15 protein-coding genes and 1 tRNA gene are annotated in these 21,273 nt (G+C 47.7%); 3 read left to right on the plus strand and 13 right to left on the minus strand.

Annotated features, from left to right (window positions below; genetic code table 11):
- Positions 1–92: 92 nt before the first annotated feature.
- Entirely contained in the window at positions 93–1,373 is a 1,281-nt protein-coding gene (locus ACTHMC_RS10220; RefSeq protein WP_440413013.1) for a hypothetical protein, read from the minus strand.
- Positions 1,374–2,418: 1,045 nt separating this feature from the next.
- Here ACTHMC_RS10220 and ACTHMC_RS10225 point away from each other — a divergent pair.
- Both ACTHMC_RS10225 and ACTHMC_RS10230 read left to right on the plus strand, forming a co-directional pair.
- Positions 2,419–3,114, plus strand: a complete 696-nt coding sequence (locus ACTHMC_RS10225) for a nuclease-related domain-containing protein (protein WP_440413014.1) — start codon at positions 2,419–2,421, stop codon at positions 3,112–3,114.
- Positions 3,115–3,380: 266 nt separating this feature from the next.
- Complete coding sequence (locus ACTHMC_RS10230) at positions 3,381–3,599, plus strand: hypothetical protein (protein ID WP_440413015.1); 219 nt, start codon at positions 3,381–3,383, stop codon at positions 3,597–3,599.
- Positions 3,600–3,795: 196 nt separating this feature from the next.
- Here the strand turns inward: ACTHMC_RS10230 and ACTHMC_RS10235 are convergent.
- From ACTHMC_RS10235 to ACTHMC_RS10255, 5 genes are all read right to left on the minus strand, one after another.
- Positions 3,796–3,879 (minus strand) — tRNA-Leu (locus ACTHMC_RS10235).
- Positions 3,880–3,932: 53 nt separating this feature from the next.
- Positions 3,933–4,760: a formyltetrahydrofolate deformylase gene (gene purU / locus ACTHMC_RS10240; protein WP_440413016.1), complete on the minus strand. Its 828-nt coding sequence runs from the start codon at positions 4,758–4,760 to the stop codon at positions 3,933–3,935.
- Between the two features lie 9 nt (positions 4,761–4,769).
- Positions 4,770–6,644: a M1 family metallopeptidase gene (locus tag ACTHMC_RS10245; RefSeq protein ID WP_440413017.1), complete on the minus strand. Its 1,875-nt coding sequence runs from the start codon at positions 6,642–6,644 to the stop codon at positions 4,770–4,772.
- Positions 6,645–6,772: 128 nt separating this feature from the next.
- A complete protein-coding gene (locus ACTHMC_RS10250) occupies positions 6,773–8,032 on the minus strand; it encodes an MFS transporter (RefSeq protein ID WP_440413018.1) in 1,260 nt (419 codons plus the stop codon).
- Between the two features lie 65 nt (positions 8,033–8,097).
- Positions 8,098–8,694 carry a TetR/AcrR family transcriptional regulator gene (locus tag ACTHMC_RS10255; RefSeq protein WP_440413019.1) on the minus strand — a complete coding sequence of 199 codons (597 nt, stop codon included), beginning with the start codon at positions 8,692–8,694 and terminating at the stop codon, positions 8,098–8,100.
- Between the two features lie 83 nt (positions 8,695–8,777).
- Between ACTHMC_RS10255 and ACTHMC_RS10260 the strand changes: the two genes are divergently transcribed.
- Complete coding sequence (locus ACTHMC_RS10260) at positions 8,778–11,639, plus strand: DEAD/DEAH box helicase (protein WP_440413020.1); 2,862 nt, start codon at positions 8,778–8,780, stop codon at positions 11,637–11,639.
- A 75-nt stretch (positions 11,640–11,714) separates the two neighbouring features.
- Here ACTHMC_RS10260 and ACTHMC_RS10265 read toward each other — a convergent pair whose 3' ends face one another.
- The 7 genes from ACTHMC_RS10265 to ACTHMC_RS10295 form a co-directional block, all read right to left on the minus strand.
- A complete protein-coding gene (locus ACTHMC_RS10265) occupies positions 11,715–12,233 on the minus strand; it encodes a hypothetical protein (RefSeq protein WP_440413021.1) in 519 nt (172 codons plus the stop codon).
- Between the two features lie 18 nt (positions 12,234–12,251).
- On the minus strand, positions 12,252–15,590 hold the full coding sequence (locus ACTHMC_RS10270; RefSeq protein WP_440413022.1) for a beta strand repeat-containing protein: 3,339 nt from the start codon (positions 15,588–15,590) through the stop codon (positions 12,252–12,254).
- Positions 15,591–15,666: 76 nt separating this feature from the next.
- Positions 15,667–16,236, minus strand: coding sequence for a hypothetical protein (locus ACTHMC_RS10275; protein WP_440413023.1), 570 nt, complete (start codon positions 16,234–16,236; stop codon positions 15,667–15,669).
- A gap of 296 nt (positions 16,237–16,532) precedes the next feature.
- Positions 16,533–17,438 (minus strand): glycerophosphodiester phosphodiesterase family protein, encoded by a 906-nt coding sequence (locus tag ACTHMC_RS10280; protein ID WP_440413024.1) that lies wholly within the window; start codon positions 17,436–17,438, stop codon positions 16,533–16,535.
- Positions 17,439–17,450: 12 nt separating this feature from the next.
- Positions 17,451–18,194, minus strand: a complete 744-nt coding sequence (locus ACTHMC_RS10285; protein WP_440413025.1) for an MIP/aquaporin family protein — start codon at positions 18,192–18,194, stop codon at positions 17,451–17,453.
- A 48-nt stretch (positions 18,195–18,242) separates the two neighbouring features.
- Entirely contained in the window at positions 18,243–19,733 is a 1,491-nt protein-coding gene (gene glpK / locus ACTHMC_RS10290; protein WP_440413026.1) for a glycerol kinase GlpK, read from the minus strand.
- A gap of 42 nt (positions 19,734–19,775) precedes the next feature.
- Positions 19,776–21,197, minus strand: a complete 1,422-nt coding sequence (locus ACTHMC_RS10295; protein ID WP_440413027.1) for a calcineurin-like phosphoesterase C-terminal domain-containing protein — start codon at positions 21,195–21,197, stop codon at positions 19,776–19,778.
- Positions 21,198–21,273 lie beyond the last annotated feature (76 nt).

Consider the following 21,273-nt stretch of genomic DNA (forward strand, 5'->3'; position numbering starts at 1 on the left):
TACAGATTACAAACCTTAGGATATGCATAGTATCCGGTAACGAGTCTGAATAAGAAATGACGATTACCCTCAACAGCACCATTATTTTGAGATCAATTGGAGATATCTGCTTTTGACCGGTCGAAGGGCGTGAAGCTGCTCACTATACCATCAGGTGTGAGTTTGCGGATCACCAGGTTTTTCGTATCTACGATAAAGAGATTGCCTTTGCTATCATATGCCATGCAATCCGGAAAATTGAAAAGGGCTGCCAGCGCTTTACCATCCTTATGCCCTTCTTCTGCAAAGCCGCCAATATTTTTTCCGCAATCTGCGATAGCGCCATTCCCTGCGAGAGTGATCACTTTCCCGTTTGCAATTTTAGTGATGCGATGGCTTCTGTTATCGGCATACACGATGTCTCCTTTTTTATCGAGCACTACGTACCCTGGGTCGAACAATTCGGCTTTGCTGGTATCGCCGGTAGTGTAAACAGGGCACCACTGTCTTTTGTAAGGCTTACCGGCCATGGTGTTTACCTGCAGTGTTTTTGTGTTCAGTTTCCTTACTGAGCGACTGATCCCTCCTCCTGAAAAAATGATATTATCGTCCTTATCAACGGCCATGTCAGCCAGGCAAAGCAGCAGATACTGGCCTTCACTGTTTTTCAGGGTGGTTACTTTGCCATTGCTGACCTTGCGTATAATGCACCAGTAGTCCCAGCTGCCATCTGTCCTCAATTTTTCGGGAATACCCGGTTCATAAGCTACCCGGCCGGTTTTTACGCCTCCTATGCTCTTCAAGCAGCTCGATGCAACATCTGCAATATAGATATCCCCGTTGCTGCCGAATGCTACGCTTCTGAAACTATTGAATTTTGCAGACTTCAGATCCCCGTCTTCGAAGCCACTATAATTTTTATCGCCCGCATAATACTCGGTCTCACATTTCCCGTTGACCACTTTCATTTTATTGATGGTACTTCCGAACATAATAAACATATTATCTTTCTCATCAATAATTATGTGATGGCCGCCACTGCTGTGTATCCTCTTTACGGTTCCGTCAGGAGTGATCATTACTATGCCATCCCTGTCAATTACATACATATTGTCTTTGCTGTCGATTGCCAAGTAGGAAGGACGATTCACCACATCGGCTTCTGGTGGAAATGCCGGAGAACCTGCAGATCCTTCCTTTGTTTTCTCCGCAGCTTTTCCGGTAGGCTTCCCCACTGTTTTATCTACGGTTTTGTCCACTGATTTGTCTATTGCTTTATCTACTGAACGCTGAACGGCGCTGTTCACTTTGTCTGCCATCTTTTTCAGTAACTGCGCCTGAAGGGAGACAGTAACAAACATGGTAGCAGCCAGCAGGAGGATAAGCTTTTTCATTGTTTATATTTTTTTCAGTTCAAATTTCCACAGAAATGCAAGCCGGGCAATCCCCTGAAAAGGTGAATTCAGCGCATGCAACCACACCAAAAGAAATGGGCATTGGGTTTATTAACCTCAATGGCCTTTTTGATAGTAACATTTTCCAAATTGTGAAGAAGCGGTAAAAGCCGGTGAAATATTTATCGTGTAATGGCGGTGGTGACTGGCATAGCAAAAGTATGTCAGTGTCATGTATAAGTAATGGCATGTCATGGCGGTTTGGTGTAACGTTGATGAAGTCGTTTTGTAGTTCGCGTGCAGTGCGTGCGGAAGCGTAGGTAGTTCGTGCGGGGTGCAGGTGTAGTGCAGGAATATGACGTAAAAAATGTCAGTCATACGGTCAGTCATTTTTCAGTCAACAATGCTGATCGTAACTGTAAAAGAGTGTTGGAAAGTGACCGAATACAACTGCTCCAAAAAGAAAAAGGATTGCAAATCAATTGATTACAAGCCTTTCGTAGTGCCCCTCGTTAGAGAATTATCGAACCAGGAGAAAGAAGAATTAAGGCTTATTTTTAAACTTAAACACCTGATAGTCAATGCGAAATCGATTTATTGATTTCTTGTCTCTGTCTATTAAGGATGAAAAAGGGTGAAAATGCCTTTCTAAAATTCTATAAATTTTTATAATCTAGTTGCTAGTATTGAATCCCTCATTAATTTATGGGGGGGAGACTTGCCAGTTCATGTTGAGTGCTGGCTCAAGACGCTTTTGGAATTTATTTTCCAATTTCTACCTTGACTATTAACTTAGACTGAACAGAGGTAAGGCATACAACATGGGTTTTTCTGCAAGTGTGGATGGATATCCAAAAGCAGGTTCGCTGTTGGACTTCAGTCCGGGCTTGACGGAATGCCAATGAGTTTTTGATTTTTAACTTGCACTTTTATTTCATCAGTCAGCAGCGTCTTCGGGGAAGACGAAATACTAATTCCACACGTGCTGCAAACCCTGAATGAACGTTAAATGCAGGTTTCTTAAAGAACATTCAGGAAAATAAAAATGAATCTGAGTGCAATAGTTATTATAGGGAGCTTAGGCATACTGGCAATAGCAGCTTTGATCTTTATACACCTCAGAGATCAAAAGCTGCTTAAGACTGTAACCAAGCCTTACCGAGGAACACAGTCAGAACGGAAAATGGTGTTGACTCTTTTGAAGCGTAGAATTCCTGCCCAAACTATTTTTCACGACTTGTACTTGAGAAATTCAAATGGAAGATATTCTCAAATGGATTTAGTAGTGGTGACAAAAGTTGGAATTATAGTATTTGAAATAAAAGAATATAGTGGTTGGATTTTTGGAACTGGAAATCAAAGAGAATGGACACAGGTTCTTGCTTATGGCAATCAGAAATTCCGTTTCTATAATCCTATATTTCAGAACAAAAAGCATATAACCGATTTAATTCATCAACTTCCTCAATTTGAAAAGATCCCATTTTATTCCGTTATAGTCTTTTTTGGAAATTGTAAATTTAGAGATTTGAAATTAATTCCAGATGATGTGTTTCTTATCAAATCATGGCAAGTAGATAATGTATTGGAACAGATCTTGCAAGCAAATCCACAAGCACAATATACCGATAAAAGAGAAGTTGTAAATTTATTAAATGCGGCAGTCCAAAACGGCGAGAATAGCGAAATTTGTGAAGAGCATATTAGGAATATTCAAGCCATGCGTGGTAGATATAGATAATAGATACGATTAAACTTTCCCCTAACATTGGCGTTGCCAAAAATGGAGCATGATATTGAAACAATCAGCAGGAGTAATTGTCCTGTATTTCGGTTCGCGGACTCAACGAATAAAGGCTAGCTTTAGTTCTTAATATTTAACTTTATCAAAAAGCCAGGTAGCGGCTCCGGCTGACGGAATTCTATTCCCTACCATCGAAAAGCAAACAAAAGAAGCTTTGAAATAAGCCAGTGAAGAAATTGAAAAAATACTTTTAAATTAGAATTATGGAATACAAATTTGAAGACATAAATATAGGCGATGAAATTATTTTTGACACTACATCATCACAAAGTAACCATGACCTTTATTGGAAAGTAATAAATAAAATTGACCAAACTAAACAATTAATTATTCAACTTGACGAAATGGGACATAAAGATTTACGTTGGACTTTGAAAATGAATGAAGTCAAACATCATATTCCATTGGCGCCAAAAAAATAGTCAATACTGAACACAAAACTCAGGATCGTTAATGGCAAGTTTAGTTCGTAATTTAATTTTCAAGAATTAGCCCCATCCGGAATCGAACCATATAAACTATTTCGGATCAATGATTTGAATATTGGCGTCAAAACAATAAATTGGTATAAACTAAAAAGGCTTCAAGTCTAACGACTTAAAGCCTTTTCTTTTCAAGTGCCCGGAACAGGAATCGAACCTGCACTACCTTTCGATAACAAGATTTTGAGTCTAGCGCGTCTACCAGTTCCGCCATCCGGGCCAATAATCTTGGGGCTGCAATATTAAGCATTAACTCCTTTCGTACCAAATCCCTTACTCAAATACCACGGTTTTATTTCCGTACACAAACACCCTGTCCTCCAACACCAGCCTCAAACCCCGCGCCAGTACGGCCGTTTCTATCTCTTTCCCTGCCTTTACCATATCCGCCGTGGTAGCCGAATGGCTCACCGGAATGATCTGCTGGGACAGGATCGGGCCCTCATCCAGGTGGTCCGTTACAAAATGCGCCGTGGCGCCGATCAGTTTCACTCCCCGCTCAAATGCTTGCTTGTACGGCTGCGCGCCCGCAAAGGCCGGAAGAAATGAATGATGGATATTGATGATCCGCATCGGGAATTTTGCCACAAACTCAGGAGAAAGGATCCGCATGAATTTTGCCAGCACAATATAATCCGGCTCATACTGCCTTACCAGGTCTTCCACCTGCTGCTCAAACAATACCCTCGAAGAAGAAGGCACCTCAATCTTATGAAAGGGAATATCAAACCGGCGGCAGATATCTTCCAATGTATCGTAATGGCCGATCACAGCCTGCACCGTGGCGCCTAGAGATTGAAAGTAATTCCTGATCAGGATATCCGCCAGGCAATGGTATTCCTTCGTAACAAGTACCACTATGCGCTTTTGCGGCTGCGGATTCACCTGCACCACGGCATCGGGTGGTAATACCTGCTGCAATCGTTGCTGAAGCTCGGGGACCTCTTCCCCCTCCTCCACTTCCACCCGCATGAAAAAATGATTGGCCTGCTTGTCCACATACTCGCGTAAGGAAACGATATTCATTTGCTCAGCAGCCAGTACTCCTGAAATTGCGGCTACCAATCCAACCTGGTCGCGGCATTGAATAAGGATGATCATATCAGCGGTTTATCGGGTTGTGAAACTGTTATCAGCGGTGTTCGCATCCAGGAAATACCCGGTATTGATCATTACAGATCTGATTGCTTTTGTAGCGGGAACAGTAACGGTTGCTTTATGCGGATTGGCTTCCCATACCTGCGAAGTACAATGCTGTACTTTTTTGGAGCCATCTGCAAATGTAATTTCCAGATCAAAAGGAATTGGCTTCCCGCCTGTGTTGCTTAGGGTAACCACTGATTTGTTCACATGTTCAATTCCGATATCCATATAACCCGGAGCAAAGAACCAGTTGTTCCAGAACCAGTCGAGCGATTTCCCGTTCACATCATTGAACGTATAAAAGAAATCCCAGGGGATCGGGTGCTTTCCATGCCAGCGGTCCATATACGCATGCAGACATTTTTTGAACATGGCGTCTCCCATCATGTCTTTCAGAGCCAGATAGCCCAGCGCTGCCTTTCCATACTGGTTGGCGCTAAGCCCCTTTCCTGTGAGCGATGTTCCCGGTGTGATGATGGGCAGGTCCATATCTGCAGAACGGTCTTTCGTCCAGTTATTGACACGGAACATTTTGAACAGTTCTTCTGCCTGCTGTTTGCCCATGTACTCATACCCGATCAGCAACTCCAGGGTGGTTGCCCAGCCCTCATCCATAAACCCATAACGGGTTTCATTGATGCCCATATAGAATGGCATATAGGTATGAGCGATCTCGTGATTGGCTACCAGTCTTGAAAAAGCACTGTCTTCATATGATTCATCATTCGCCATCATGGGGTATTCCATTCCTGCATAACCCTGGTACACAGTCATCTTTTCATATGGATAAGGAATGCCCGGCCAGTTGCGCGAGAACCATTTCAACGCATCTCCTGCAAATCCAACCATATGATGGTAGTCTGCAGCCGTATCATTAAAAGCCGCCTGAACACTGGCTCTGCGGCCGGTCTTTTCATCTACCACCACACTGGCAGCATCCCATACGTAATGATCGCTGAGGCCAAAGGCCACGTCCGGAATATGTGAAGATGTAAATTTCCAGCTGTTGAATTCCTGCTGTGCCGTTACTTTACCGGCAGTCATTTCTTCCCTGCTGGCAATCCTGATCTTCTTATCTTCTTTAAGAGATCTAACATATCGTGCTGCAAACTCAGGCTGCAAAAGCTTTTCAGGCTGATGCAATGTGCCCGTTCCCCATACAATGAAATTTTTCGGGACCTGGATGGTTACAGTATAGTCGTTGAAGTCGTTATAGAATTCATGGCCGTCAGTAAAATCAGACCTGTCCCAGCCATTGTAATCATCATACACTGCAAAACGGGGATAGAAATAAGCCAGGAAGAAACTGGTGCTGTCGATCATGCCTTCACGGCCACTCTGTACGGAAACATCAAAGTTCCATTGAATATTGAGCAGCACGGAATCGCCGGGAGCAAGGGCTTTTGGCAGTTCAAATCCCATGGAAGTGGACTGGTAATCTGCAGGCCATTCAATGACCTGTCCATTTGCTTTGATGCTTTCTATATGTACACCACTGGTGAGATAATCCCGGTACGCATCCCGCTCCCTTGCAGCCCCAGGCAAATGGATATTGAGGAATAATTTAAGTTGGGGGTTACGGATGGTATCCGGACTGTTATTGATATACACGATCTCTTCGGAGCCTTTCACATTCCTGTCGGGCGGGTTCACCTGCAGCTGGATATTGTACCGCGCTTTATTCTGCCAGTATTTAGGCCCGGGCCTTCCATCCATGGAACGCGTTTTATTCGCATAGGCTTTACGGACATCCGCAGGCATATACAAAGATTGAGCTATCGTCCTTTCCAGGCCAATACCAGTCAGTAATACCAGCAATGGCAACATTCCTTTCTTAAACATGAGATGATTGAATTTGGACAGGAAAGTTATTGAATATCCTCCAATACCAATATCCGCTGAACACAATTGTAAACCTGGAAGCGCCGCCCGGGAATCCGGAGCGGCGCTATGGAATGTCAGAGTGCAAACTAGTTTGTATGTGCAGCACGCGCTGCCATGATGCGCTTCACCAGATTGTTCAGCAGGTACATCATAAAGATGGTTATCACGCTGGTCACCACCACAACATATCCAACAGTATCAAAATGCATGATCTTATGGGACGGGGTTTCCACCACAATCAATCCGGCAATGAAAGCTCCGATGCCGCCGGAGATCTGCTGTACAGAAGAATTGATGCTCATGAATGCTCCCCTGTCCTGCATGGCAGGAACTACAGAGAGCAGTGCCGAGCTTGCGATCATACGGGAAGAAATACCAGTGAACATCACCACATTGATCAGAATCAGAACATATACCGGTATCGGTCCCAGGTTGGTATACACCAGCACCATGATGATGGTAAGCAGGGAACCGATCACGAAAATGGGATATTTCCCGAACCTGTCGGATGCCTTTCCAACAAATGGACCAATGATCATATTACAGATGCCGGAAACCAGGTAAAGCAGGGTCAGCTGGTTCAGCGTGATACCAAGATTATTGGTGCTGAATGCACTGCCGAATGGCATTAGCATAAAACCACCGGTAGCCAGTAAGGTAGTAGTGGCAAATGCAAGCAGGTATTGTTTATTGGAAACAGTTGCAATAAGATGCATGATGGGATCCCGGGTACCCTTTGCAGCCAGGTGACCGGTAACAGGCTTCATGAAACGGATAATCAGCACCAGTACAATAGTACAAAAGATCACGAGCATCCAGAAAGGCGCATGCCAGCTAAGATGCGTGGCCAGATACAAACCAATGGGAATACCGAGAACCTGGCTGGCTGACAACGCCATCTGAACAAAGCCCATCACTCTGCCTCTTACTTCCACAGCAAACAGGTCAGTCAGAATAGCGAAACCGATAGAACCGATCACACCACCGAATAAACCTGTAACGATCCGCGCTATCAGCAGGAATTCAAAGCTGGAAGCTATAGCGCAAAGAAAGGTTCCGATGATGAACCCGATATAGAAAAACACCAGCATTTTCTTCCTGTCAAACTTATCTGCAAACCCTGCGGCAATGATGCCGGAGATCCCCGCACTGAACGCATAACCAGAAACCACCATGCCGAACTCACCCGGATGCATATTTAACTTAGGCATGAGGATGGCCCCCAGTGGACTCAATACCATAAAGTCCACGATGATAGTGAAGTGCAGAACAGACATCATGGCTATCATGAACACCTGGTAAGAACTGAATAGCTTTTGTTTGGAAGCCCTTGTTGAACTTGTCATATAAGGATTAAATTAACACGAGAACAAAATGAACATTCATTTAAAAAAATAGAAAAAAAATAAGGTCAGGGTGTAAGACCTTTGATCACCAGTTCACAGGCCTGCATCAGGATCCTGTTGCTGAGCGCGAAATGCTCGCTCTTATGGCTCCTCCCCTGTGAATGGTATTTCATCAACTGGTACAATGGTGCGAAAGCCACAGCCCAATACACTTCAAATGAAAGCTTGTGTAGTTGCTTATTGCGGACAGCATTGTGAACGAATGCGCCCATCACTTCGCCAAACTGCGAAGTCATCTGAACACGCACCTTCTCATACAGCGGCGAATAACGGATATGCTCCATGAACTCCACATGCTTCGGATATTTCATGAAATGCGCCGCCCGGTTCTTCCACTGCACTTTCAACCCCTCAGCGAAGCTCATTTCCGGATCAAAGCCCTGTAAACTCCATTCCAGCAAGATATTGGTCAGCTCTGTAGCCAGCTGGATGATGAGATCCTCGCGGTCTTTGTAATAGATATAAATAGTGGCCGGAGACACGCCCGCCGCCTTCGCCAGCTTCTGAATACTGAAGCCGTCGAGGCCCTCCTCCACCATCAGGTCAATGGCCTTCTCCCTGATGGCAATAATCTTATTTTCGTCGCGCGTGCGCATATTCATACAAAGATAAGTGAATGATCATTCACTTTAGAGCACCGCCGTAAAAATTTGTATGTTCGCGGCCAAAAGTCCGGAGTTTACCTATGGCAATGAAAGATGAGCTGAAGACCGTTCTCCTGTTAAGCCCGCAGAAAATGCTGGAAGACCATCAGATCCTGGAAAGCCTCCACATTGTGAAGAATGCCAAAGGCACCACCTTCATCAATAAAGAACTGGATGCCGCCGAGATCAAAAGTAAATACGAACAACTGCCCAAGCCTGCCAGGGAACTGCTGATCCAGTTCTCCAAAGCCGGTGTCAGCAATATCATCGGCCAGATCAAACAACGCTATACCATCAAACGCGCAGGTGTAGCCTTTGAGCCCTTCTTCCGCAACGCCATGCTGCGGGAACTGCACGGTGTGCTGGAAACACTCAAGCCTTTTGCCGTTCTGGCAAAATGGTTCCATAAGATCAAGACCGATAAAGGGAATTACAGGACCGGCCCCTGCGTGTTCAGCGTTTACAAACCGCAATTGCAGTTTGAGGTAGTGAAAGAGCCAGCCGGACTGGAGCTTCGCACCACCATCACCCTGAACAACCAGCCCTACCCGCTCACCGGTTTTACCCGCTATCATTTCCTGCTGGAAAGCCGGAACGAATATTACCTGCTCGCCTTTAAAGACTTCCAGACCCTCGAATGGCTGGAGCAGCAGAAGCCCGCTCAGTACAGCAAAGATCCGCAGGGACTGGCCCGCGAGATCCTGGGCAAACTGGAAGAGGATTATACCGTCAACCGCAACCAGCTCTTCGAGCAGAAAGCCATCGACGCCCTTCCCGTGAACCGCGTGATGCTGAGTGAGCTGAGCAATTCTTTCCTGATGCTGACGCCACAATGGCTGTATGATGGTTTCCTGATTGAAGGCCCTTATAAAGAAAGTGTGGAGTTCAACCGCCAGGGAGAAGTGTACCGAATCAACCGCAACAAAGAAGCGGAAACACAGTTCACACAACTGCTGGAAGGCATGCATCCGCTCTTCAGCAAACAGATGAACGGCTACTTTTACCTCCCTTTTGCGGAAGCACAGAAAAAGCAATGGTTCCTCAAAGCCTACCATAAATTACTCGAGCTGAATATCGAACTAACGGGCATGGATATGCTACAGCATTTCCGCTACTCGCAGTTCAAGCCGGAAACCCTGATGAATATTCTTCGTGAAGAAGAGCATTTCCTCATTATGGAAGTGAAAGTGAGTTTTGGCGAAGAAGCCATTCCCATCGAAGAGTTGCAGAAGATACTGCTGGCAGGACAACGCACCATCATGCTGAAAGATGGCTCCTTCGGTATCCTGGACGATGAATGGCTGCAACAGTTCGGCGCCATCTTCAAACATGGCAAACTGAACAAGAAGGAAATGAAAGTGAGCAAATGGATGGCCTTCGGCGAACAGAAGAACGGAGAGCAGGTGTCTGCCCTCAAACCTGCGCTGCAGGAAGGCTGGCGCCAACGCTGGGTCCGCTGGCAGGATCCTGAATCGACGCTTTATCCCGTACCTCCTTCCGTGAACGCCACCCTTCGCCCCTATCAGCAGAAAGGTTTCGAATGGATGCAGCTGCTCGCAGAAGCAGGCGCAGGAGCCTGTCTGGCCGATGACATGGGTCTGGGTAAAACATTACAGACCATCTGCTTTCTCGCCCACCAGCTGCAAGTGAACCCTGAAGCCGTGCACATCATCATCGCTCCCTCTTCCCTGATCTATAACTGGCAGTCCGAGCTCCTGAAATTTGCACCGGGGATCAGTACCTGGGTGTATCATGGAAGCGACCGTGATGTGAGCACGCTGCAGAATGCAAAATCACAGATCGTGATCACCAGCTACGGCACCATCCGCTCGGATATCGATCACCTGGGCAACAAACCATTTGGAGTAGTAGTGCTGGATGAAAGCCATAATATCAAGAACCCCGCAGCACAGATCACCAGGGCGGTGGCCAGGCTCCAGTGCGCTTCCCGCATTGCACTGAGTGGTACGCCCGTGATGAACAATACATTCGATCTCTATGCACAGTTGGATTTCCTGCTACCGGGCATCTTCGGCAGCCGGGAATTCTTTAAGCGTGAATATGCGGATCCCATCGATCGCAATGGTGATGAAGCCAGGATCCAGGGACTTCAGAAACTCACTGCCCCCTTCATCCTGCGCCGGACCAAGAACCAGGTGGCAAAAGACCTCCCTGCAAAAACGGAAATCGTGATGTGGTGCGAAATGGGCAGCGCTCAGAAAGCGATGTACGATACTATCCGCGACAGCATCCGGAGCAGCCTCTTTCTCAATATCAAGAGCGAAGGCCTCAACAAGAGCAAGCTGGCCGTGCTGCAGGGCATGCTGAAACTGCGTCAGCTCTGCAACTCTCCCATGCTGCTTCCATCGGAAGACCGCACCTCCGATGATGCCGTGAAAATGGAAATGCTGATGGACGAGCTCAGCAATAACCTGAAGGATCAGAAAGTACTGGTATTTTCCCAGTTCACCAGCATGCTTGACCTCCTGGCCGAAGCATGCACCGCCAAAGGAATTGAGTTCTTCCATTTCGACGGCTCAACACCTCCGGCGAAGAGAGCCGAAATGGTGGAAGCATTCCAGCAGGAAGGCAATACCACCAACGTTTTCCTTATCAGTCTGAAAGCAGGCAACGCGGGTCTGAACCTCACCGCAGCCAGTTACGTATTCCTGGTAGACCCCTGGTGGAATACAGCCGTGCAGCAGCAGGCGATCGACCGTACTCACCGTATCGGACAAACGAAGAATATCTTTGCTTATAAGATGATCTGTAAAGACACTATCGAAGAGAAGATCATTCAGCTGCAACAGCGAAAGAAACAACTGGCGGAGGACCTGGTTTCAGAAGACGAAGGCTTTGTAAAGGCACTCACGGAAGACGATATCCAGTTCCTGTTCAGCTAATCGCATTCGCGGATTATTAAAAAAAACACCGCAGTAAAAATATACTGCGGTGCTGCTTTACCTGTATTTCCTGTATCAATTCCTTTTCAGCTTACCGGCGTCGGGCGCATTACCCGCAGCAGGCGCTGGTGTTGGATCTTTTTTTGTTGATTTGGGCACCACTACTTTCAGGTCTGGCTGCGCTACCCCACCCTGTGAAGGCTGCTTCACATCAACGGCCGGAGTTGTTTCGGGCGTTTTGCTGCTTTGCTGATCACTGGGAAGTTTGGATGAGCCTGCATTGCTTCGTCTTGCATTGGTATTGATGGTACGGGATTTAGTACCACCGCCTCCACGTGCCACATTATTGCCTTCCAATGTACCATTTTTCAGTTGTTCACTAAAGCGGGTGGAAATCTTAGCACGGTCTGGTTCTTCTCTTTTCACTTTTTTGTGGGTGACAGGAGCAAACCTCATTCCCGGTGCAGTTCCATTCTTCAACTGATCGGAGATCTTCCGGCTTTTATCGAATGATGTTCTATCGTCCTGCGCCATCAGGTTGTTGTTTGCAACTACAAGTGTAATGATGCACAGGAGCAAATTTATTCTTCTCATAATATTTATTTAAATCAGTTATTTTATACTAACCAGCACCTTGATCTTACCGGTTACATTGGCATCATAATCCTGCAACGCTTTTCCGATCACCTGTCCAACTTTCACCTTATCAGGGTCAGCTTTCATGGCCACACCTGCAATGGAAGAAGTAACCAGCAGGTCGCCGCGTTTGATGGCGCCGCCTTCCAGGCAAACCTTGGTAGGTATCACACCAATAACGCCCATCGGAACTTCACCGGACAGATCAGCATCGATATCACTTTCAGTGAGCAATACGCCAGGTTTTGTAGCATATACACCTGCTACCAGCGTTGAATAGGGAGCGCTTGATTTTTCAACGGTACGGTCCGCACTCGTGGAGATCACCAGGATATCGCCTGCTTCATAAGCATTCACAGAACCGGTAACAGCAAAGGATTCCGCCACGTCGGCGCCACTGTTCTGGGTACCGCCATTGAAAAACCCGCGTCCTGCCTTATTGATCCGTGCCACGTTTGCTGAAGCGCTTTGAAATTGAGCAATATTGCCTGATGCGCCCTGATGATTGATCAGCAGCGTGGAACCAGTACCGGTAGTAGTTACATGAACTACCGGTTGTCCGTTGGCATTATTGAAGTTGGCAAATCTGCCTGCTTTACCGGTACCGAAATTGGGAATGAAACCGGAGATAGCGTTACCGCCTCCATCACAGGAAGCTTCTACACCATCACCATTACCCCCGGCATTGGCAGTGATGGCATTTCCGTTTCCATCTGAAAGTGACAGTAAAGACGGGCCATTACCGGCCGGATTGGATGCATAGAACAAGCCTGCATAACCACCGGTGCCCGAAGACTCTGCAAAGATACCAGCAGTGCCAAAGTTGGCGAATTGCGAATTCACCTCTGCTTTGATGGCAGGAGATGTACCGGTAGTGCGGTCTACAAAGAAATTACCTGCAGTACCATTGCCTACAGTTTTTACTGATATTACATCATTCTCATTGTCTTCATTGAAGATCTCGAACCTGCCTGCACGTCCTTCTGAAAAAGAAGGCACCCAGGCATACAATGCAGTACCTGCACCATCGATATTGGTTTCAACACCATTGCCATCTTTACCTGCATTGGCAGTGATAGCATTTCCATTTCCATCCGTAAGGGCAATCAGTGAAGCGCCATTACCGGCAGGATTGGAAGCGTAGAAGAGACCGGCACGGCCGCCTGTACCTGAAGAAATACCAAATACACCGGCTGCCCCGAAATTACCAAAAATGGTATTCACCTCGGCTCTAACGGCTGCGCCTACACTATTTGTATTATCAAGCAGGAATGAAGAAGCGTTACCCAATGTATTGTCAGGAATATTACCGTTACTGTTTGACACTACATCGAGGATATTGGCTTCCGTATTGTTCTGATTGAAATTCTCGAATTTTCCTGCCATACCTGTACTGTTGTTAATGCCCACTTGCCCCAGCACACCCGCACCTGTATTGGCAGTACTGGTGGCAATGAAGCCCCGTACACCGTATCCGCCGCCATCATTCCTTCCCACTACTGCACCGGCAATATCGGATGTTGTACGGCCTACCACTGCTTCACCACCTCCGTTGTTATCCCCCACAACACCGGCGGATGATTGTGCAGACGTGATACCATGGATACCAAAACCTCCGCCGGTTGTGGCACGTACACCAACGCCATTACCGGAAGTGGTAACATTCACTACTGTTCCGTTACCAACTGAATTCACCACCAGAGCATTGTTGTTGTTGGCATTGTTGAAGATGGAAATAGAAGCAGGAATCCCATTGTTACTGGTTGCCTGCAAACCGGTACCGGTATTGCTATTGGCATACACACCGTATCCGTTGGCAGAGGAATTACCATAAACACCCAGTCCATTAGGGGTTACACCATATACGCCCCAGCCGCTTCCGGCCTGGCTACCCCATACACCGATACCCAGACCGCCGGTACCATTGTTGATACCACGGACTGCGGAAGAAAAACCTCCCGGGGCAGTGCTGGAAATGATACCTCTTACAGCAGCAACGCTGGATGTAGTGGTGTTGTTGACACCTTCCAGGGATGTTCCATCACCATCATTGGTGAGAGAGAACAAAGTGGCCGGATCGTTTTCAACACTGGCATATGGAATCGTAAAGCTGCCGCCGCCGCCCGGCGCTGCCGGTATCCAGCTGGCGCCGTCCCATTTTAAAATATTATTGAGGGCCGGAGCAGCATTGCTCAAAGGCCTTCCCTGTAATTGAGCAACTAACGGATTCGGATAACTGCCGCTGAGATCACCACCCGCTGCACCATTTGGAGGTAATGAAGCAGGAATAACGCCCGGCGCAATTTTGGCAAGCGTTACAGATGCGTCAGCCAACTTGGGGGTGGTCACATTTGCATCGGCTATTTTAGCGGTGGTTACAGCAGCATCAGCCAGCTTGATAGTCAGTACGCTGCCGTCGGCCAGTTTAGCGGCAACAACAGCACCATCCATGATCTCAGCAGTGGTTACCGCATTGGCAGCAATGGTGGGATTGGGATAAGTACCTGCCAGGCTGCCACCTGCTGCGCCTGTAGGAGGCAAGCCAACAGGGATAACACCCGGAGCGATCTTGGCAAGCGTAACAGCACCATCTGCTATCTTGGGTGTAGTTACAGAAGCATCCACCAGTTTGGTAGTGCTCACTGCACCGTCAGCGATCTTTGTATTGTTCACAGCATTGTTGGCCAGTTGCGCTGCACTCACAGCATTGGCCGCAATGGTGGGATTGGGATAATTGCCCGTAAGCGAACCTCCCGCCGCACCACTCGGTATGGCAGTGATACCAGGAGCCAGTTTTGCCTGGGTGATAGCGCCATTGGCGATCTTACCTGCATCAACAGCTCCATTGGCCAGTTGCGGGTTAGGATAGGTTCCGGTGAGCGCGCCGCCGGCAGGTCCGGTAGGCGCACTGTTTCCGGCACTCATGGCAAATGGCACGGAAGCCAGTTGTGAGGTACCGATATTGACGAATGAACTTCCACCAGCCGGATCGATCTCAACCTGGATGAATTTGTTACCAACTCCCCAGTTGACAGTGGGAAGTGTTCCCGTAACATTGGTAGCCCCGGCGCTTCCCATCTGTACGTTGAAAAGACCAACCGTATTGGTGGTAATGGATCTTGTTTCAGAATAAACGATCGGACCAGCACTTGAATTATCACGTATGGATAAACGTAAAGTGATCTTGGTATTGGCAAGCACATTGCCTACTGCATTTCTTGCTACGCCCTGGTAATTCATAAGTCCGGGCGCCTGCGCATAACTGCCTGCTGCTATCAGTAACAGGGCTGATAATGCCAGTAAAAATTGTCTCATAGTTGTTGCTTTGTTGATAGGTTATTGAACAATCACGAAGAAAAGGCTGCACTATTGGAGGGATAATGCAATACGTTTAACGGTGGGCATTCTTCACCACCTTGAATCCGCTGTGACGTACCACATTCAGGTTGTCACCCGGGCGATTGGTACTGGGATATAAAGTAGCGATCACGAAATACACACCATTCTGGTAAGGAGTGAGATCAAAATACTCTATGCGGCAACAGCCGTCATAGGGATAGGTACGCTTCTCCAGCACTTTGCCGGTAGCGTCCGCCAGCTGGATCTCCATACGGCCCGTCTGCCGCACAAAGAAATCCACTTCAAACCTCCCCTTTGTTGGATTGGGAAAAAGTTTGATGTCCGTTGTTTCGAAATACACAATGAATGGAGACTTCTCTGCTTTGTCTGTGCAGGGTTGTAATACGCCATGGGTAAGGAACAAGGAACTGTCTGCCGTTGCGAATGCACTTATTAATGATGACTCCCCGAGACTCCACTCAAACTGAAAATACGAATCAGCATTCTGATACGTACCACCCGCCACATTGAAAGTAGCCGGCGTCACAGATTGAGAAAAAGTTCCAATGGAGATCAGTAACAGCAATACAACAACAAACCCTGGCTTGTAAATTTTGTTCATAAGCAGGATCAATTAAAAAAGGTTAATAATTGCTATCAATGCTATCAACCAGAGCTCAGTAAGGGTAATGTGAAAATGACTGAAGCGTAACTACAGTGCAGGAGTCGGGGTTGTAAATGATAAAAGCTGATATCAGTACCAAATCAGAGGGTCAGTCGCGGGGATTGACTGATGATGAATCAAAAGTATAGAAAAAACAGATTATAAAAAATAGTAGATGTACGGATAAATAATACAGCGATCACGCAAAACCTTTCCCGGTTAAGAATGACCGCTGTTTTGAACATTACAAATATTTAGTACTTCGTAAGCAGATCCGGGTAATCCGTGATGATACCATCTACACCCAGCTTCACCATCTGCTCCACTTCAGCAGCCGTGTTCACCGTCCAGGGCACCAGTTTCATCCCCTGCTTTTTGCAGGCAGCTACTGTTTCCGCCTTCACCAACTGGTAAGCAGGGCTATAAATGTCTGGTTTGAAACCCAGCGCCTGCAGGTTCTCTTCCACACTCTTCTTTGCGTCACCCGTGAGAAAACCAATGGTCACATCCGGGTATTTTTTATGCGCTTCCTGCAAGGGACGCATATCGAATGATTGCAGATAAAATCTTTTACCGATCTGCTTTGTCTTCACCACATCCATCACCGCTTTCACCAGCACATCCGGAGTCGGCTGATATACTCCATCCATTTTCGGACTGCTCTTGATCTCGATATTGTAGATCACCGGCTTCATTTTCCGGGATGCCGTGAACGCTTCCACTGAATCGATCAGCTCGCCCATCAGCGGCATATAAGCCGGCGTAGGCACCTGCTTAGGGAAAGCGCTATTGCCCTTCGCCCCTACATCGATCCTGCGGATATCTGCATAGTTCATCTGGTGCCAGGTATACAGTCTGGCACTATCCTTCGATACGCTATGGCCACCCGGCAGCGTGGAGATACCGGTGTTCACAAAGGGATCATGGGCAATCAGCACCTGTCCGTCTTTACTTACATACACATCCACTTCAATGATATTAGCACCCAGTTCAATACCTTTCTTCATGGCAGGTATTGTATTCTCAGGCATCCATCCACGAGCGCCACGATGACCTTCTTTGTAGAATGAAGGATAACCTGCCAGTCTTGATGATGCCTGTTTTGTTGTGCCACAGGCCGCCAGGCAGCCTGCCGCAAGGAGGGGAAGGATCAGTTTCATTTTTATAAGAGCTTATTTTTGTAACAGGATATACAATCCGGCAGCCGCTGCTGCGCCCAGTACCGGTCCGATCACCGGGATCCATGCATAATCCCAGCCACTCGATCCCTTACCGGGTATCGGAAGGATGGCATGCATGATGCGCGGGCCAAGATCACGTACAGGATTGATGGCATAACCGGTAGTGCCACCCAGACTCAGACCGATCACCCATACCACGAAGGCCACCGGCACTGCACCGATAGACCCCATTCCGATATTGGTCAATGGTACAGGGTCTTTGCCTCCGAAAGAAGGATCAGTAAAATAGAATATGGTGAACACCAGCACAAAGGTGCCGATGATCTCGCTGATCAGATTGGATGCATTGTTCCTGATGGCAGGGGCCGTACAGAAAGTAGCCTGCTTGGCGCCCGCATCTGCTGTTTCTTTATAATGGTCTTTATATATCAACCATACCAGGAAGCCGCCGATCATTGCCCCCAGCAACTGCGCGAGCATATATTCAGGTACCAGGTCCCAGGTGAATTTGCCGGCAACGGCCAATCCAACGGTCACGGCCGGATTGAGATGTGCTCCACTGATGGGGCCCGCAATCACAACGCCTGTAAATACGGCAAGGGCCCATGCAGTAGTGATCACTATCCATCCTCCCCCGTTTCCTTTTGTTTTATTGAGTACCACATTGGCCACAACGCCATTGCCCAACAGAATGAGCACTGCGGTGCCGATGATCTCTGCTATAAATGCTGTCATAAGAAGGTTTGGTTCTGGTTAAGAAAATTTGAAGCGAAAGCAGCCGGATTATTCTTCGGCCCAGGCTTTGGCAGCCCTGATAGCACGTTGCCATCCTTTGATCTTCGAAGCAATATCTGTATTTCCGTCAGCCTTGAAGCTGCGGTTGATCTTCCATTGCTGCTGGATCTCTTCTGCGCTCTTCCATACACCTGTTGCCAGGCCTGCAAGATACGCGGCACCGATGGCCGTTACTTCCGTGATCTCCGGACGCACCACCGAAGCCTGCAGCACATCCGCCTGGATCTGCATCAGCAGGTTATTGGCAGTGGCACCTCCATCAACCCGCAGCTCAGCGATCTCTACACCTGCATCCGCTTCCATCGCCTTCAGCACATCCATGGTCTGGTAGGCAATGCTTTCCAGTGCCGCGCGCGCAATATGCGAAGCCTCCGTTCCGCGGGTGATACCCACCATCGTACCGCGCGCATACTGATTCCAGTGAGGAGCTCCCAATCCTGCAAAGGCAGGCACCAGGTACACACCACCGGTATCCGGTACTTTCTGCGCCAGCTCTTCCACATCTCCCGAAGCACGGATGATGCCCAGCCCATCACGTAACCACTGCACAACAGCGCCTCCGATGAAGATGCTGCCTTCCAGTGCGTACTGCACCTGGTCACCGATCTTCCAGGCGATGGTGGTCACCAGGTTATTCTGTGATACGATAGGTTGATCACCGATATTCATCAGCATGAAACAACCTGTTCCGTAAGTATTTTTCACCATCCCTTTCTTTGTGCACATCTGCCCGAAGAGTGCGGCCTGCTGATCGCCCGCCACTCCCGCAATGGGAAGATCGGCAGAGAACAGCTGTGTGGCTGTATGCCCAAACACTTCGCTTGAATTCTTTACTTCCGGCAACATGGAGACAGGAACATCCAGCAGTTGTAACAACTCTTTATCCCACTGAAGAGAATGAATATTGTACAGCATGGTGCGCGATGCATTGGTAACATCCGTTGCATGCACTTTACCGGAAGTAAGGTTCCAGATCAGCCAGCTGTCAACCGTACCGAATGCCAGTTCACCGGCATTGGCGCGTTCGCGGGCCCCTTTAACGTTATCGAGGATCCACTTCACTTTGGTGGCCGAAAAGTAAGCATCCACTATCAATCCGGTTTTCTGCTGGATCATGGAAGCATGACCATCAGCACGCAACTGATCACAGAACTCGGCCGTACGGCGGTCCTGCCATACGATGGCATTGTATACCGGCTCACCTGTTTTACGGTCCCACACAATGGTGGTTTCCCGTTGGTTGGTAATACCGATGGCATTGATCAGTCCGGAAGAAAGCCCTGCCTTTACGATGGCTTCAGCGGCCACCGCCACCTGGGTGCTCCAGATATCGGTAGGATCATGTTCTACCCAGCCGGGCTGCGGATAGATCTGCTGGAATTCTTTCTGAGCCAGGCTCACGATACCACCCTGCTGATCAAAGATGATAGCTCGGGAACTGGTAGTGCCCTGGTCTAGTGCGAGAATGTATGGCTGCATATCGTAGCGTTTATTTTGTATGTTGACTTTTATAAGCAATTCCTATACTGTAACTGTTGTTTCATATTGTTGCCCGAAGCGGTCTGTTGCCACCACTTTTATATTCTGAGCAGACGCAGGTACCTTCACCCGGAAAAGATGATCGGTTTTGCTGGGTTCCGCAAAGCCGCGTGGCTTGGGCAGTTCAGGGCCCTGATACAATGCAACGGCAACAGGGTCCAGTCCTTTGAACCTCTCAGCTTTGATGCTGGTTCCCTCATTACTGGTGCAATTGATTGTCCATTCCGGATCGTAATTCCATACGTTCACGATCACTTCTTTCTCTTTCTCTTTTTCATTGATGCTGGCAGTCAACTGGAAGCTGGTATCATGTCCGGTAGACTTGTACTGCCAGCTCAGCTCTGTTCCTTTCACACTGTACACGCCATATCCACAGGGAGTACCATCGCCGCAGATAGGGCCGGTCCACCAGGCACCACATACGGTACCGTGATTGTGCTCATAGATATTCCCGATCACCACATTGCGGTGGTAATGGGTATGACCACTCATGATATGAACATTACTGTGATTCTTCAGCACTTCATACAATTCCAGATTGTTCTTTACGCCATTGTGCACGGGAATATGCACATTGAGGATCACCAGGTGATCTTTGGGAACGAACTGAAGGTCCTTCGCCAGCCAGTCAAGCTGCTGCTGCGATATATATCCATCATATTCTCTTTCATTACCAAGATAACGCACATCATCCATTACCACATAATGTGCTTTGCCGCGGTTGAAAGAATACCAGGTAGGACCGTATAGTTTCTGGAAAGTTTTATCGGACATTTCATCTCCTCCCTGCCTGTAGTCCATATCATGATTGCCCAGGCACTGGAAGAAAGGAATGCCCATCTGCCCTACCGCTTCATCGTAATCGGCAAAGAGCGCATGATTATCCCACACGATATCACCAACGGTGATACCATGGATCAGGGCACCTGCTCCGGCAGCGTTTACCCACTGCTGTACATCGGGTACTGCCTTCGCCATCATCTTCTCAACATCTTGCTTCGTCTTTACCTGCGGATCGGCCCAGATCACAAACTGATGCTCTTCATCATTCCTGGCAAGTTTCTCCAGGTTGAACACCAGGTCTTTTCGCTTATTGATATCCGATACCATTTTATAATGACGTGCAATGTTTTTCTCCTGGGGGAAAGCATATCCTGACGGCGTTGAAACAAAAACCGCCACCGCATCCGGGTGGATTTCCATTTCAAATCTGCCGGCATTATCAGTGGCCACAACACTGTAGCCATCGCTGACAATCACGCCTGCAATTCCTTTTTTTCCGGAGCGGACAATCCCTTTTAATTTCTTATCGTTTGCAGTATATCCACTGGCTGCATGCCATCCTGCAATCACCAATCCACCTGCGAGTAAACCTGCCTGTTGAATGAATTTTCTACGCTGCATTTTTTGTGGTGTTCTTCCATTAAATATGAGACGCGGTAAGATAGGAAACTTTTATAAAAAGCAATCCCCTCTTACC

The organism is Pseudobacter sp. (assembly GCF_051955275.1).
GTDB lineage: Bacteria > Bacteroidota > Bacteroidia > Chitinophagales > Chitinophagaceae > Pseudobacter.